Annotated in this window: 14 protein-coding genes and 1 riboswitch; of the genes, 8 read left to right on the plus strand and 6 right to left on the minus strand. The window is 38.7% G+C overall.

Features of this window, described 5'->3' with window-relative positions:
* Window positions 1–166: 166 nt before the first annotated feature.
* Entirely contained in the window at window positions 167–1,036 is an 870-nt protein-coding gene (locus tag I6F40_RS15700) for a diacylglycerol/lipid kinase family protein (protein WP_166378627.1), read from the plus strand.
* A 37-nt stretch (window positions 1,037–1,073) separates the two neighbouring features.
* Here I6F40_RS15700 and I6F40_RS15705 read toward each other — a convergent pair whose 3' ends face one another.
* Entirely contained in the window at window positions 1,074–2,003 is a 930-nt protein-coding gene (locus I6F40_RS15705) for a DMT family transporter (protein ID WP_007579798.1), read from the minus strand.
* Window positions 2,004–2,105: 102 nt separating this feature from the next.
* On the opposite strand from I6F40_RS15705, the gene I6F40_RS15710 reads away from it, so the two are divergent.
* Complete coding sequence (locus I6F40_RS15710; protein ID WP_166378625.1) at window positions 2,106–3,548, plus strand: aminotransferase-like domain-containing protein; 1,443 nt, start codon at window positions 2,106–2,108, stop codon at window positions 3,546–3,548.
* Window positions 3,549–3,624: 76 nt separating this feature from the next.
* Here I6F40_RS15710 and I6F40_RS15715 read toward each other — a convergent pair whose 3' ends face one another.
* Window positions 3,625–4,419, minus strand: coding sequence for a YggN family protein (locus tag I6F40_RS15715; protein ID WP_166378623.1), 795 nt, complete (start codon window positions 4,417–4,419; stop codon window positions 3,625–3,627).
* A gap of 388 nt (window positions 4,420–4,807) precedes the next feature.
* Here I6F40_RS15715 and I6F40_RS15720 point away from each other — a divergent pair, with 388 nt between their 5' ends.
* Window positions 4,808–4,993 (plus strand): PA3496 family putative envelope integrity protein, encoded by a 186-nt coding sequence (locus I6F40_RS15720; RefSeq protein ID WP_007579801.1) that lies wholly within the window; start codon window positions 4,808–4,810, stop codon window positions 4,991–4,993.
* A 118-nt stretch (window positions 4,994–5,111) separates the two neighbouring features.
* Here I6F40_RS15720 and I6F40_RS15725 read toward each other — a convergent pair whose 3' ends face one another.
* The 3 genes from I6F40_RS15725 to I6F40_RS15735 all read right to left on the minus strand — a co-directional run bounded on the left by I6F40_RS15725 (window position 5,112) and on the right by I6F40_RS15735 (window position 6,683).
* A complete protein-coding gene (locus tag I6F40_RS15725; protein WP_166378621.1) occupies window positions 5,112–5,609 on the minus strand; it encodes a glutathione peroxidase in 498 nt (165 codons plus the stop codon).
* A gap of 73 nt (window positions 5,610–5,682) precedes the next feature.
* The gene (locus I6F40_RS15730) at window positions 5,683–5,982 is read right to left on the minus strand and encodes an AzlD domain-containing protein (protein WP_004335020.1); all 300 of its coding nucleotides are present in this window, start codon (window positions 5,980–5,982) and stop codon (window positions 5,683–5,685) included.
* Window positions 5,979–6,683 carry an AzlC family ABC transporter permease gene (locus tag I6F40_RS15735; RefSeq protein ID WP_024589490.1) on the minus strand — a complete coding sequence of 235 codons (705 nt, stop codon included), beginning with the start codon at window positions 6,681–6,683 and terminating at the stop codon, window positions 5,979–5,981. The genes I6F40_RS15730 and I6F40_RS15735 overlap by 4 nt, the downstream gene beginning before the upstream one ends.
* Before the next feature lie 107 nt (window positions 6,684–6,790).
* Between I6F40_RS15735 and I6F40_RS15740 the strand changes: the two genes are divergently transcribed.
* The 4 genes from I6F40_RS15740 (at window position 6,791) to I6F40_RS15755 (ending at window position 10,944) form a co-directional block, all read left to right on the plus strand.
* The gene (locus I6F40_RS15740; protein ID WP_166378619.1) at window positions 6,791–7,447 is read left to right on the plus strand and encodes a cytochrome b/b6 domain-containing protein; all 657 of its coding nucleotides are present in this window, start codon (window positions 6,791–6,793) and stop codon (window positions 7,445–7,447) included.
* An 88-nt stretch (window positions 7,448–7,535) separates the two neighbouring features.
* A riboswitch (cyclic di-GMP riboswitch) is annotated at window positions 7,536–7,608 on the plus strand.
* Window positions 7,609–7,704: 96 nt separating this feature from the next.
* Window positions 7,705–8,268 carry a chitin-binding protein gene (locus I6F40_RS15745; protein ID WP_197193186.1) on the plus strand — a complete coding sequence of 188 codons (564 nt, stop codon included), beginning with the start codon at window positions 7,705–7,707 and terminating at the stop codon, window positions 8,266–8,268.
* Window positions 8,269–8,409: 141 nt separating this feature from the next.
* Window positions 8,410–10,485 (plus strand): S9 family peptidase, encoded by a 2,076-nt coding sequence (locus I6F40_RS15750; protein WP_197193187.1) that lies wholly within the window; start codon window positions 8,410–8,412, stop codon window positions 10,483–10,485.
* A 60-nt stretch (window positions 10,486–10,545) separates the two neighbouring features.
* Window positions 10,546–10,944, plus strand: coding sequence for a hypothetical protein (locus I6F40_RS15755; RefSeq protein ID WP_010554850.1), 399 nt, complete (start codon window positions 10,546–10,548; stop codon window positions 10,942–10,944).
* A gap of 22 nt (window positions 10,945–10,966) precedes the next feature.
* On the opposite strand, the gene I6F40_RS15760 is transcribed toward I6F40_RS15755, so the two are convergent.
* A complete protein-coding gene (locus tag I6F40_RS15760; RefSeq protein ID WP_197193188.1) occupies window positions 10,967–11,719 on the minus strand; it encodes a LytR/AlgR family response regulator transcription factor in 753 nt (250 codons plus the stop codon).
* Window positions 11,720–11,957: 238 nt separating this feature from the next.
* Here I6F40_RS15760 and I6F40_RS15765 point away from each other — a divergent pair, with 238 nt between their 5' ends.
* The gene (locus I6F40_RS15765; RefSeq protein ID WP_197193189.1) at window positions 11,958–14,903 is read left to right on the plus strand and encodes a TonB-dependent receptor domain-containing protein; all 2,946 of its coding nucleotides are present in this window, start codon (window positions 11,958–11,960) and stop codon (window positions 14,901–14,903) included.
* Window positions 14,904–14,908: the final 5 nt, after the last annotated feature.

Consider the following 14,908-nt stretch of genomic DNA (forward strand, 5'->3'; position numbering starts at 1 on the left):
ATAGTTAAAATAAAATCGGCTTTACTCTCGCCAATACTGGTGTTTCTGTGTTTTTTTATTTATTTATATGCATTTTAAACAAACTTTTTGACTAGTTATTCAGATTAAAAAAACTCAATTAAACTCTTTTTTATTCGTTCTTAAATACATTGTTGGAAACAAAAGCTTGTCACTACTAATAATTATTAAACCAAGTACAAAAAAACAGAGTGAAAAATCACTAATATGGCTTAAAAGCATTTGTAAAAAACGCAGTTTTTCTTATTGTATGTTTACTACAACGGGAAACTTTAACGATGACTGCGCTCAAATAAGGTTGCTACTGAGTAAATTTACCAAAGTAGTTGTACTTGGCGGAGACGGTACATTGAGCTTGGCGGTTAATGCGTTAATAGGGAGTAGCTGTACGTTAGCATTATTGCCTTGCGGTACAGGTAACGATTTCTCGAGAGGGTTTAGTTGCAAAGAAGATGATTGGCGAAAGGCACTATTTAATACACCGACAGCAATTGATGTAGGAAAAATTAATAGCCGCTATTTTATTAATATTGCAGGGGTGGGGTTTGATGCTCATGTAGTTAAAGCGATTAATGCTAAAGCTAGTTTTTCATCTTTTGATTACAGTTGGATGAGCATTAAGGAGCTATTTTATTATCAAGCTCAGCAGTTACAAGGTACGTTTAATAACGATGTTAGGCAGTATAAAAATTTAATTACCGTATTTGCTAATCATAAGTACTTTGGTGGTGGTCTAGAAATAGCGCCAAAAGCAGATTTAACTGATGGGCTGCTTGAGTGTTATCAAATGCGATCGGGTGGGCTTTTTTATAACGTAATAAGCTTTATGAAGTTGTTTTTTAAGCGCCATCAGCATATAAAAAACCTTAACTACAGTCGCTTAAATACAGCTTCCATAAAAACTGAAGGGTTATTGATTGAAGCAGATGGTGAACTGGTAGGTAAAACTCCTGCCGTTATTAGTGTACATGGGCAGGCTTTACTTTTTCATATGCCAATAAAAAAGCGCCTACAGTAGGGTAGGCGCTTTTACGTTAGTTGCGTTAATAACGCGTCTAACTGGGGACGGAGCCACTTTTAGCCATTGCTCTATTAGCTAAAAAGGCGTTAATTCGTTTTGTTGGGGTAAGCACAATGGCGTTACCTAATAGCACTAGGCTAAATCCTGCAAAGGTATTTGCGTGCCATTCAAAGCCTTCAAAAAAGCTACTCAGTGTTACTGCCACTAGTGGGAATAAAACAATAACGTAGCTGGCTTTTTCAGGGCCTATATTTCTAAGTAGAGCAAAGTAGCAACCAAAAGCGATTACAGTGCCAAATATTGATAGATAAAGTAGTGATAGCCAGTAACTTGGTGGAGCGTTTAAACTAAATTGCACATCGTTCATTAATACATATAAAGCCAAGCCTATAGCGCTGTATAACATGCCCCATGCATTGCCTTGCAATACACCAATTTGTTTACGAGAATTACGAACGCTTACCATATTTCCTAATGAAGCCACAAAGGTGCCACCAAGGGCAAGTAGTAACCCGACCAATGCACCATTACTCAAGTCGAACTGCTGTAACTGTGGCCAAAACAGACACGTAATACCTAATACAGCGAGTACAGCACCTGTATAAATTCGTTTTGAGATTGGCTTACCAAAAAATAACCGAGTATTGACTATGTTCATAACCAGCAGCATTGAAAAGGCAATAGAGGTCATGGCTGAGGTAAGGTGATTTTGTGCCCAGTAAAGCATTAAATAATTTAATCCAAAATTACAAATGGCTAATAAAACAAAAAAGCCATGATCCAGTAACTTAAATCGCATGTCGGGTTTTTTGTACGCTACATATAACCACATTAAAAGCGCTGCAATAGCAAAGCGATAAAATAACGATAACTCTACCGCAATATCACCTAACTGAAACTCTATGGCTAACCAAGTTGAGCCCCAAATTAAAACGGTTGTAATGTATAGCGCTGCACTTTTCATGGTTAGTCTCCAAAGCCCGGTTGAATGGCTATTTTAAGACCTATCTGTATACTTACCATATACAGAAAAGTAAAAATGTAACCTATACAGATTTGGTGTGTGATGATAAGACAAAAAAATAGCCAAGGGCATGAGTTTTTATATCAGCAAGTTATTCAGTTGATTAGAGATATGAGCGCTCAACAAGTTTTACTCCCCGGCGAAAAACTTCCATCACTGCGTAAAATGGCAGATAACTTAAGCATAAGTATCTCCACTGTAAAACAGGCTTACCAGTCACTTGAAGATCAAGGGTTAGTAGAGGCGCGTGAAAAATCAGGATATTTTTTAAAAGTCGTTAGCATGGCGCATAATTTACCTAAGCGAGTTAAATTAAGTCGCGAACCTGTTGTGGTAAATAAACAAGCCTTAATAGAGCAGGTGTACAGCGCGATTCATCAAGCGAACGTAGTCCCTTTTGGTATCGCTAACCCAATTGCCGCAGCACCTACCGATAAAGCACTCGCCAGAAACATGCGCCGCGTAATGACAATTGCGGGCAGTAAAGCCATAAACTATGGCCCAACAGATGGGTTTGTACCGCTGAAAAAGCAATTAGTGCATCGCTATTTAGATTTTGGTATTGGCATTGATATGGACGAGCTTGTTATCACCAATGGTGCGCAAGAGGCCATGGCTATTGCGCTTAAGTGCGTGACAAAGCCTGGCGATGTAGTGGCTATTGAGACACCTTGTTATCACGGGATTATAGAGCTAATAGAAAGCTTAGGGCTTAAAGCGCTCGAAATACCACTGTGCCCAGATAATGGCATTTGGTTAAGCGATTTGGATCGCGCTTTGAATGAGCATGACATAAAAGCGTGTTTATTCTCGACAGCAATTAGCAACCCTGTAGGCAGCTTTATGCCAGATACAAATAGGCAGCAGCTGGTGGAGTTACTCGAAAGCCACGACGTAGTGCTTATTGAAGATGACGTATACGGCGATTTATATTTTACGGCAAAACGAGGCACACCTGCTTTAGCGTACTCTAAAAAAGGATTAGTGATCAGTTGCTCATCTTTTTCTAAAACCGCAGCGCCTAGCTATCGTGTGGGTTGGGTCGTTGCCGGTAAATTTGCAACACAAGCGCGGCGATATAAACGAGCACTAAGTTGCTCCGCTTCGTTAATAAACCAATGGGCGTTATCAGAATTTATTGCCAGCGGCGAGTACGACCGTAACTTAAAGGTACTCAGGCAGCGCCTGCGCGATAACAAAGAGCGTATGCGATGGTGTTTGCAACAAACTATGCCAAAAAATACACGTATAAGCGATCCAAAAGGAGGCTGTGTAATGTGGCTAGATTTAGGAGGCGAATACGATAGTCAAAAATTATTTTTACTTGCTCTTGAGGTTGGTATTAGTATTACCCCTGGGCTTATTTTTTCAGCCTCTAATAAGTATAAAAGCTGCGTAAGGTTAAGTTATGGTGTGCCGTGGAGCGAGCAGATAGAGCAAGCAATTATTACTCTGGGTAAGCTCACTTTATTAGCTAAAAAGTAAGTTTGGGAAACACAAAAAAGCAGCATTTAAGTAAACTTAAGTGCTGCCAAAGGGATGTTAAATAACGTTTGCTGTACTAATTGAGTTTAAAGCTAAATAATTGGTAACCTTTAAGCTCTGGCACTTGCATTACTAATTGCTCTTCTTGTTTTGCAATATCAGCAAAGTTTTCACATAAAGAGTTAGCTCTCTCTTCAAGTGCGCTTGCATGTAGCTCTACTTTTTCTTCTATTTGTGCACCCATATTTTCCATGCGTTGTTCAAAGGCATCCATATCGCCGCCTGAACCAAGTAACTCAGAACCTAAAGCCACTAAAATACTGCCCATTGATTGCATTACTGCTGATTCAACCGCTGTTTCTATCTGCTGCTCAAATTGTTGTTCAAAGTTTTCGCCAAATTGATTAAAACTTTGTTGGCCCATTACAAATGTACCTTGCTGGTAAAATGTATTTTCTACCTCAATTTTAATGTCGTCCATAAGCTCAGACATATTATCAAGACCGTCAATATTAAATGCATTGCCTACTTCTTCTAATGCTACACCGGCAATTTTAACACCCTCTAACGCTATATTAGCTACTTCAGGTAATTGAGTGCGTAAGCTGTCAGAGTACTTATTCAGTGCTTCGCGTTGTGAGCTATTAAGCGCTACAAGCTCGCCATTTACGGTTAAGTCACCATGGGCATTAAATTGCATAGTTTTATTATTGGCAGTAAAAATTTCTAATTCGTTTGGTTTAATACGTACATCGTTTTTAAATTCGACGTTACATTCATCGTTACTAAATGAAATTGCAGAATCGTTGTCGTTATGAGCCATAGCGGCTGGCGTACAAATTAATGCGCTAACTAATAGTAATTTTTTCATGTTTGTTCTCTACTTTTTGTTGATGACGATTAATTAATAACAAGTTTGATGCCAGTTTTATTTTTTCATAAAAAACAATTGATTAAGTGTTTTTCTTTATTTTTTAGCAAGTCAAAATAATTAATAAATAGCTATTTTTTAGTCAAATTGGCTAACTAATAAAAATTAATAAATTTTATTTATCGATACGATAAAAAACTCTCACTTTCCTCAATTCAAATTTAGCGCTATTTATTCACATTACTGACATGAAGACTATTTACAGTAGTCGCGTGGCTTTATTTTGATGTTAATTTGCAGAGCACTTTGGCATTAAACATTTTTAATTTTACCGGCTATTGCGATAATAAAATCCTTGGTTGGTCTCAAACACTTTATGGAGTGGGTTGTGGGTAAGACATTTAGTTACGATGCGCTAGATGACGATTTTGTTGAAGACGAGTACGAAATGCTCGGACGTAATCAACACGATAAGAACAAGCAAAAGGTTAAAAAGAAGTTGGAAGACTACCTTGAGCAAAAACGCTTGCGTAAAAATCTAGGCGAAGACGATTTAAGCGATTACACCGATTAAATTTCACTAGTATAAATAAAATACCAATTAATATTGAGAGTTTAAATGTGCAGTTATGCGTATGTTTAAGTTTCAATAGTATTGGCAATAAAGAGGCCTTGCGCCTCTTTATTACTTTTCAAAGCGTACTTTTAGCCTGTGCTAATGCTTTTTGAATTGTAAGTTCTAGCTTTTCGGGTTTAGTAAAAGGTGCATAACGTTTAATTTGTGTACCATCTGCGGCAATTAAAAATTTAGTAAAATTCCACTTTATTTTACGTGTTAAAAAACCAGGTAAAGCCGATTTTAAATAACGAAATACAGGATGTGCATGCTCACCGTTTACATCTACTTTGGCCGCCATTAAAAAGCTCACACCAAAATTAATTAAGCACCCTTGCTCTATTTGTGTTGCGTCTCCGGGTTCTTGTTGACCAAATTGATTGCACGGAAATCCCAGAATAACTAAACCTTGGCTGGCATACTTATTGTGCAAAGCTTGCAGCGACTCGTATTGGTAGGTAAATCCACATTTACTTGCGGTATTAACAATAAGCACAACCTTCCCTTCAAAATCATTAAAGTTGATCGGTTGACCCTGTAAGCTTGTTGCGCTTAATTGATGAAATTCGTGCATATTGGCGTCTTTTTTATTGTTGTTAGCCGCATTTTAACCTGAGTGCAGTATTTCATAAAGTATAAAGATCGCACTAATTTAAAATTAGAAATAGCCCCATACCGGCAAGCGTAGTGTAATAAATATTATGTGTTTTGTAGGCAACAATAATGGCGACTATTGCTGCGCTTAAATAAGGGTTTTGCCAGTTTAAGTTAATGCCATCTTCATTCAAAAACACGATAGGCACCCAAATTGCTGTAAGCACTGCCGGTGCACTAAAGCTTAAAAATTGCTGCATTTTAGGGCCTACTTTAAACGGCAAAGCACGGTGTAAAAATAAATAACGCGTAAAAAATGTAATGCATGCCATGAGTAAAATAGTCGTCATCATGGCGTTACTTCCTTTTTAGTGGTTAGTCTTGCTGTGCTGTAACCTGCGGCCATTGCCAGCAGCGCTGAGCAAACAAGCCATAACTCAAATCCTGTGCTTTTTAAAAGCGTTGCGCTAATGCCTGCTACAATTACCGTAACGAGTGAGGCCAAATTTTTAATGCCCGGAATAACCAAAGCTATAAACGTGGCAGCAATGGCAAAGTCGAGCCCTAAATTAGTTAAGTCGGGCAGCATTGTGCCTGCTACAATGCCAATTAACGTCCAAATATTCCATGCAATATAAAAGCTAAAACCAGCGCTCAATGCGTATATTAAACGTGTTTTTGTTCTGTATGCTTTTCTATGGTGAGAAAATGCAAACAGCTCGTCGGTTAAAACAAAGCTCACCGGTAAGCGCCAACGCATAGGTTGATCAATGACCTTATGACGCACAGCTAAACCGTATAAAAAGTGCCGAGAGCTAATAATAAATGTTGTGAATAAAATTGTGAGCAATGGTGTGTTGCCCGCCATAAGTTCAATCGCAACAAGCTGTGCAGAGCCTGCAAAGACTAATAACGACATTGCTTGGGTTTCTAGTGCACTAAAGCCATTTTGAATCGCTAAAGAACCACATAAAATACCCCAAGGAACAACGGCTAAACACAGAGGTAGCATATCTAAAAAGCCTTTTAAAATAGCTTTTTTAACTGGTTGCATGATATTTACTCGCACGGCTTGTAGAATGGCTCATAAGGATACCTTAATATTATGATGTTAAAGTAGTTAACGAATTAGATAATACTGTTTTTTTAAGGATAGGCGCAATGACGACGTTAAAAGTGTGGGATGGGTTTATTAGATGCTTTCATTGGTTTTTGGTTGTAAGTATTGCAGTGCTTTATTTTAGTATTGAAGAGGGCATGATTGAGCTTCATTTTGTTGCTGGCTTTTTTACTTTAGCACTTATAGTAACACGTTTAATTTGGGGTGTTATTGGTAGTAAAACCGCGAGATTAAGTGGGTTACTGCACTCTCCTAGAGCTATTTTAAAGGCGCTAAAAACACCAAGCGAATCGTTAGGCCATTCAGCACCCGGTAGCTGTATGGTGATAGTGTTTTTTATATTGATCATAACGCAACTTGTAAGTGGCTTAATGAGCAGTGATGGTATTTTAACTGACGGGCCGCTTGCTCAATATGTGTCTAGCGATACGATTGATTTTGCCAATTGGCTACATGAGCTGAATTTTGACATTTTACTTTATGCTATTGGCTTGCATGTATTAGCTATTATTGTTTATAGAATAAAAGGCAAACCGCTGGTTAAGGCGATGATCACAGGCTTAAAAGAGTTAAAAGCGGATGACTCTGAGGCTAAAGTAACAAAAGCGTCTTGGCCTGCGTGGTTAATATTTATATCTTTATTGGTGTTGCTGGTATTTACGTGGGCGAAAGAACCTTTAACTTATTTATTTAGTTAAAAACACATTAAACCAACCTTAAAGGGTTGGTTTTTGTTTTTGGTTACATTCTTTTGTTTGATTGTTATGCGAGGCCGAATTATAATCGCCGCATTGCTGGCAAACTAGCCGAAAGGTTAGGATGCAAAGTTTCCAAAAGCTATGGTAGCGGGACTACTGCATAACGTGTTGTTATGTATCACTTGCCCTCAGTGTATTTTTTGTGTATCCATAGTGTATGGATAAGATTTTGTAACTCTTAAGGTGTTGCCGTGTTTATGCATACGTCGTTGGCCTGTGGAAAGTGGTCAACAATAGGTTGCTTAAATCATCATACCCAATTGTTTATTGGCGATGTGGTGAGTGTAACCTTTTATGACATGCAAGGAGAGCTAGCTAGTTTATCATTTGATTACAAAATCACCTCGCTTGAACAAGGTGAACCTCACGCATGGCCACGTTTAGTTGCCGAGCATATTAACGTGCATGTACCCCTTGTTAGCGCAGGTAAAATGACCGAACAAGGTTTAATTGTTGCCTATAGAAACAATGAAATTTTTGCTTTGCAAAGCAGTGGTATATGTAAAGCGCATGTCGATTTTCATTGTATTGCAAAATGCGATGAGCGTGTTGTTAATAACCTTGATACTTATGATTACGTGTACCCTGAAAATTGTGAAAACTATAATGCGGGTACAAAGGTATTGCAGCCAAAAACAGGGCATGTTTATCAATGTAGGCCTTGGCCATTTAATGAGTTTTGCCGCGCGAGTGACGATAAAAAGTTTATGTTCGAGCCCGGTGTAGGACAAAGTTGGGCTATGGCTTGGCAGCAAATATAAAGCTCAAGTGAATTATCTTCCCAAAGGTATAGCGGTTTTAGTAATGAAGCGTTTACCGTTTTAGCCCATCCAACTATTGGATGGGCTTTTTTATTTTTATGATAAACTGCAAATCACATTATTTTTTTAATTGGTTTTGTTGTGTCTCGTCCTGACTACTCTTTAAGTTTATTACCTAATTTCCCGATTGCTAAACTGCAAGCCCATACATTAAGTACCCACAATAAAATACGTACCGATAATTACTATTGGATGCGCGATGACGATCGCCAAGATGAGCAAGTACTTGCGCATTTACATGCTGAAAATGCGTACTGCGATGAACAGTTAGCTGCTATGAAGCCACTACAAAATACACTTTTTGAAGAGTTAAAAGCACGCATTGTAAAAGATGATAATTCGGTACCCGTTAAAGACGGGAAATACTGGTATCACTCAGAAGTTCGTGGTGATGATGAATACTCGCGTCATTATAGAAGTACAAGCATAAAGGCTGATAATAAAGAGCTTTTACTTGATGTGAATGTATTAGCTGAAGGATTTGAGTTTTTTGAGCTAGGAGAGGTCGCACTAAGCCCATGCGAGCAGCTTATGGCTTACTCTGAAGATACTGAAGGTCGTCGTATTTATAATGTTCGCTTTAAAAGCTTAACGACCGGTGAAATGCTACCTGATGTACTTGAAAATACAGAAGGGCAGGTTGTTTGGGCTAACGACAATAAAACTGTTTTTTATGTAAAAAAAGATTTAAAAACGCTACTAGGATACCAAGTATTTAGGCATGAGCTTGGCAGCGAGCAAAGCCAAGATGTAATGGTTTACGAAGAGCAAGACAGCAGCTTTTTTATGGGGCTTGGTAAAAGTCGCGACGAAGGCTTAATTATTATTGATTTAGCATCGACAGAGACCAACGATACATGGGTGCTTGATGCTAATAAGCCCACTGACGAATTTAAAGCATTAATGCCGCGTGAAGATGGCCACGAGTTTGACGTAGATAAGCTAGGTGACACATTTTATATTGTGACTAACTGGCAAGCTAAAAACTTTAGATTAATGACAGCAACAAACGAAACGATTGCTGATAAAACACAATGGTTTGAGCATACAGCTCACAGAGAAAATGTACTGCTTGAAGGTGTAGAGTTATTTAATGACTTTTTGGTATTGAGTGAACGCGAGCAAGGGCAAGCTCGATTCGTAGTTGTTAATAGGTTAGGGGATCGTATGGCACTTGAGTTTGCCGATCCTTGTTATTATGCTGCAATAGCAATGAACCCAGAGCCAGACACTCGCACTGCGCGTATTTATTACTCAAGTTTAACAACACCAGGCTCTTTATATGATGTTGATTTAGCAACTGGCGAAAAAACACTACTTAAACAGCAAAAAGTACTCGGTAGTTTTAATGCCGATGACTATCAGTCGGAGCGATTAATGGTAACTGCTCGCGACGGAGTTAAAGTACCTGTATCTGTTGTTTATCGAAAAGACAGCTTTAAAAAAGATGGCACAAATCCGTTATTTCAATACGGCTATGGCGCCTATGGCTATACGATTGATCCTAGTTTTTCTAGTTCGTCACTGAGCTTGCTCGATCGTGGCTTTGTTTATGTTATTGCGCATGTTCGAGGCTCTGAAATGCTAGGTCGCGAATGGTATGAGCAAGGTAAAAAAGAGCATAAACAAAATAGCTTTAGTGACTTTATTGATGTGACAAAAGCGCTTGTTGATCAAGGTTATTGTGATAGCAATAAGGTGTTTGCCTCAGGCGGCAGTGCCGGTGGCCTATTAATGGGGGCGGTTGTAAACCAGGCACCAGAGTTATATTGCGGTGTTGGCTGTCATGTACCATTTTTAGACGTATTAACCACAATGCTTGATGAAAGTATTCCACTCACAACAAATGAATACGATGAATGGGGTAATCCAAATGAGCCTCAATTTTATGATGTAATTGAAGCTTACTCACCTTATGACAATATTAGCGCACAAAACTACCCGAACATACTCGTTACTACCGGTCTTCATGACTCACAAGTACAGTATTGGGAGCCTATGAAGTGGGTTGCAAAAATGCGTGAACTTAAAACAGACAGTAATATTTTAGTATTTAAAACCGATATGGATGCAGGTCATGGCGGTGCATCAGGTCGTTTTAAAAGCTTAGAAGAAAAAGCCCTCGAAATGGCCTTTTTTATTGCGCTGTTAAATTAACTGCAAAATCGGAAAATTGTATTACTCTATATATAGAAGTTGATATATATAAGGTAATTTATGTTTGGAGCACATGGCGAATTTCAGATTTGTTCACAGCCCCCTCATATGTATTTAAAATTGAAGGGGAGCTTTAACAATGAAGGTATAACATCATTAACTAATGGTGTTATTCAAGAATTGAGCACTCACCCTGAAAATACGATTAAGTTTGTGATTGTTAACTTAAAAGAGTTTGAACTGTTAACTTTAGATAGTCTTGATTCGTTAGAGGCCTATTTTGCGGGTGTAAAAGAACTTGGCTATCAACGAGTTGACTATATAAACATTAATATCATAGCTAAAAACATGTTTGAAAAAGTATGGAAAAATAGCGATGTAGAAGTTAATTTTTATAAAGATACCGAAAGCTATTTATTAGTGCATCCAAGTGATAGTTATATAAAACAGAACTGGTAATTAATATGAGTATTATAAACCGCTACTGAAGAGGGCTTATAATACTCTCTAAACACCCTTTATAGCGCCTTGAAAGGTTTAAGCACATATCGTTTTTAAGTCTGACTTTATAATCGCCACTGTCAGTAGGCATCAGTTCGCAGATAGCTTGTTTTCTTACCAGCGTTGAGCGATGAATACGAATAAACCCTTCTGGCTCTAGCTGCTGTTCAATATTTTTCATGGTTTCGCGGTGTAATACCGGTGTACTACCTTGGGTAAAATGCAGCTCTACATAATTGCCCGCACCATTAATCCAAATAATATCTTTTATATCAATTAGCCTTACCTTACCTACATCTTTAACTACGATATGTGATGATGGTTTTTCGGTTTGTGTGCTTTGTTGATATTGACGTTCGGCCGCGCTTGCAATCGGGCAAAGGTGAATCAGTTTATCAAAGCATTTATCGATACGTGGTGCAGTTGAATCTATTATTAAAAAATCAACAGCGCCAACTTCAAAAGCAAAACTCGCAAAATGACCCGACTGGGCAATAATGACTAACTTAAGCTTTTTAGCTAGCTCTGTTAAATGCACTATTTGCATAGGGTCTGCCAGATTAGTTAGTTCGTAAAACAGTACGTTGTATTGATCTGTATCTATCTGATCTAATCTGTTTGCCTGAATAAAAGATTGAGATTCAAAGTGTCGGTGCTCTTGCACGCGCTTTGTTAAAAATGTTGCAAACTTAGTGTTACTAACAAAAGTTAATGCATGAAAAGAAGCGACCATTATTTTATATCTCTTGCTGTATATAATAATAAAGACCGTGCTTAGCGGAAAAACTGTTATGAAAAGTACAATATATTTATAAAATAATTGTGACGTACTGATTCATCCCATCAAACTAGCTATTCATACCAAAGATTACGCCTAATAAATAACGTACGTAGAGTGTTTAAATAAATCCCCTTACTGTAATCCGCGAAGTAACTATTTAGTTACAAAAATAACAATTCAGGGGAATTATATGACATTAACTAACAAAGGTAGCGCGCGGTTATTTAAAAAATCGTCGTTAACAGTTGCGCTAAGCAGCGCGATACTTGCAAGCATTTCATTTCAAGGTGTGGCTGCAGAAGATGACGAAATTACTAAAATAGAACGTGTACAAGTTACAGGCTCTCGCATTCGTTCAGCTGAGGCGATGTCATCAGCGCCTATTCAAGTTGTAGATAGCACAGCAATCGACGCATCTGGTTCATTAAATATTCAAGATTTACTACTAGATAATCCAGCATTTGGTTCACCGGCAATCAGTCGTACTAATTCAAACTTTAGTACAGCTAGTGCAGGTGTTGCGACTGTAGATTTACGTAATTTAGGTTCTAACCGTACATTGGTATTAGTTAACGGTCGTCGTTATGTATCAGGTGTACCAGGTAGCTCTGCTGTCGATTTAAACACTATTCCGAGCCAATTTATTGAACGTGTTGAAATTATGACAGGTGGTGCTTCATCTGTTTATGGCTCTGACGCTGTTGCTGGTGTAGTTAACTTTGTTTTAAAAGATGACTTTGAAGGCGTTGAGTTTGATGGTCAGTACGGTGAATCGAGTGAAGGTGATGATGAGTCACGCCAATTTAACTTTACCTCAGGCTTATCAAGTTCAGATGGTAAAGGGCACGCGATGTTCCACCTTGGTTACTCTGATCAAGGCGCTGTTTTCTCACGTGATCGTGACCGCTCGGCAGTAGACCAATTTTCAGGTATTTTCTTCGAAGATGATCCAGTAGCAAATCCAAATTCTGTATTTGATGCAGTAAGCCCTTTTTTATCTTCATTCCCACCACAAGGTCGTTTTAGTGCTGGGGATGAAACATTTACGTTTAATGATGCAAACAACCTACAAAACTCATTTAGTGCAAATGGCGGCGATGGCGTAGCTGCAAATGGTTTTAACCGAAGCGGCGTACGTACAATAGCAATACCTACAGAGCGTTACTTATTCGCCTCAAATGGTAGTTACGAGTTAAGCGACAAGCATAGCTTTTTTTATGAAGGCACTTACGCTGCAACAACAACCGTTTCTGAATTAGAGCCATTTCCTTTTGCCTCTGACGACATTTATGCAAATGGCCGTGTTCCAATTGAATTTAATGTAAACGGTGAAATATTACGTAATGCATTTGTACCAGATGATATATATAACGCAGCAACTGATACCGACGGTGATGGCGCACGAGATATTTTCTTTGCAAAACGTTTGAGTGACATTGGTAACCGTGGAGCACGAGCAGAGCGTGACACATTCCGTTTAGCTCTTGGTTTTCAAGGTGAAATAGCCGATGGTTGGTTTTACGATACTTACTACGTATACGGTAAAACAAAAGAGCAGCAAGTTTCTGGTGGTCTAGTTAATGTACAAAGTTTCCGCCAAGGTTTAGAAGCAGTTGTTGATAGCCAAGATTTAGATGACGACGGGATTACTGATGAGGCTATCTGTATCGATGCGACAGCACGTGGCTTTAATTGTGCACCAGTAGACATTTATGGTTTTAATTCGTTATCGCAAGGTGCTATTGATTTTGTAAGTGCACCAAGTTCACTTTCAACGTCGGTTGAGCAAGAAATCATTGGTGGTAATATTTCAGGTGATTTATTTGATTTACCAGCAGGTACGGTAGGTATTGCAGCTGGTTTTGAATACCGTGAAGAATTTTCACGCAGTGAATTTGATGCACTACAGCAAGCAGGTCTTAATGCGGGTAATGCAATCCCAGCAACAGAAGGCTCGTTTGATGTAACTGAGTATTATGTAGAAGCAAATATCCCAGTGCTTGATACTGTAACAATGAACGCAGCTGTTCGTTTATCTGACTATTCAACTGTAGGTAGCACTGAAAGTTGGAATGTGGGTGTTGATTGGGAAGTAATGGATAGCCTACGTTTACGTGCTACTCGTGCTCGTTCAACACGTGCTCCAAATATCGATGAACTATTTTCTCCGCCTTCACAAACTTTCCCAAGTGGTTTAAACGATCCATGTTTAGGTGTTACTAATAGTGGCGGCGGTGGTGCTGCTGGTGATGCTTGTCGAACAGATGGTGGTGTTACAACTAATATCGCTTCAAATGGTGAGTTCACGCTTAACCAGTCTGACTTACAAGGCATTAGTGGCTTTAACCGTGGTAACCAAGATTTAAAAGAAGAAGTTGGTGACTCTGTAACAGTAGGTTTAGTATTTACACCAGAAAACCTAATATCAGGACTAGATATTACGCTTGATTACTTTGATATCGAAATTACAGATGCAATAGTATCCACACCTCGTCAGTTTATTCTTGACCAATGTTATGGCGGCGGCGATACAAGCTTTTGTGACTTTGTAACTCGTCGTAGTGCGCCATCAGGTAATAATAGTGCTGGTTCACTAGAGTCTATCGACAGTGGTGTATCTAACAGTGGTGGTTTGGGTACAGAAGGTGTTGATTTAACACTAACGTACTCTGCTGATATTGGTCCTGGTGCGTTTAGAACTCGTCTTGCTTATACTTACCTAATCGATGGTTATAGCATTCCACTTCCAGGCGCTGATAAAGATGAGTTTGCTGGAGAAATTGGTGCATCAGAGCATAAAGCTAACTGGAACTTTGGTTATAAACTTAACGACTTTGATTTTAACTGGAGCTTAACTTACATTGGCGCTGCAGACTTTGATGATCAATTCTTAAGTGGTTTTGGTATTGCTCCAGGTGGAGTAGGGATTGGTTCAGTAACGTATCATGATGTTCAAGCAAGTTACCATATCAGCGATTCAACAGAGCTTTACGCTGGTGCAAGTAACTTATTTGATAAAGAGCCACCACGCATTTTATCGGGTGTGAGCGGTTCAAGTACTGGTACTGAAACTGATGCTGGTACGTATGACCCAATTGGTCAATCATTCTACATAGGTTTTAGAAGTAAATTCTAACCAAC

Source organism: Pseudoalteromonas sp. SWXJ133, assembly GCF_015864365.1.
In the GTDB taxonomy this organism is placed as follows: domain Bacteria; phylum Pseudomonadota; class Gammaproteobacteria; order Enterobacterales; family Alteromonadaceae; genus Pseudoalteromonas; species Pseudoalteromonas arctica.

Bases quoted from the DNA above. Each gene is read 5' to 3' on its own strand.
- I6F40_RS15740 (WP_166378619.1), top strand. From the start codon at position 6,791: ATGACGACGTTAAAAGTGTGGGATGGGTTTATTAGATGCTTTCATTGG.
- I6F40_RS15730 (WP_004335020.1), bottom strand. From the start codon at position 5,982: ATGATGACGACTATTTTACTCATGGCATGCATTACATTTTTTACGCGT.
- I6F40_RS15735 (WP_024589490.1), bottom strand. From the start codon at position 6,683: ATGCAACCAGTTAAAAAAGCTATTTTAAAAGGCTTTTTAGATATGCTA.
- I6F40_RS15725 (WP_166378621.1), bottom strand. From the start codon at position 5,609: ATGCACGAATTTCATCAATTAAGCGCAACAAGCTTACAGGGTCAACCG.
- I6F40_RS15715 (WP_166378623.1), bottom strand. From the start codon at position 4,419: ATGAAAAAATTACTATTAGTTAGCGCATTAATTTGTACGCCAGCCGCT.
- I6F40_RS15760 (WP_197193188.1), bottom strand. From the start codon at position 11,719: ATGGTCGCTTCTTTTCATGCATTAACTTTTGTTAGTAACACTAAGTTT.
- I6F40_RS15710 (WP_166378625.1), top strand. From the start codon at position 2,106: ATGATAAGACAAAAAAATAGCCAAGGGCATGAGTTTTTATATCAGCAA.
- I6F40_RS15755 (WP_010554850.1), top strand. From the start codon at position 10,546: ATGTTTGGAGCACATGGCGAATTTCAGATTTGTTCACAGCCCCCTCAT.
- I6F40_RS15745 (WP_197193186.1), top strand. From the start codon at position 7,705: ATGCATACGTCGTTGGCCTGTGGAAAGTGGTCAACAATAGGTTGCTTA.
- I6F40_RS15705 (WP_007579798.1), bottom strand. From the start codon at position 2,003: ATGAAAAGTGCAGCGCTATACATTACAACCGTTTTAATTTGGGGCTCA.
- I6F40_RS15765 (WP_197193189.1), top strand. From the start codon at position 11,958: ATGACATTAACTAACAAAGGTAGCGCGCGGTTATTTAAAAAATCGTCG.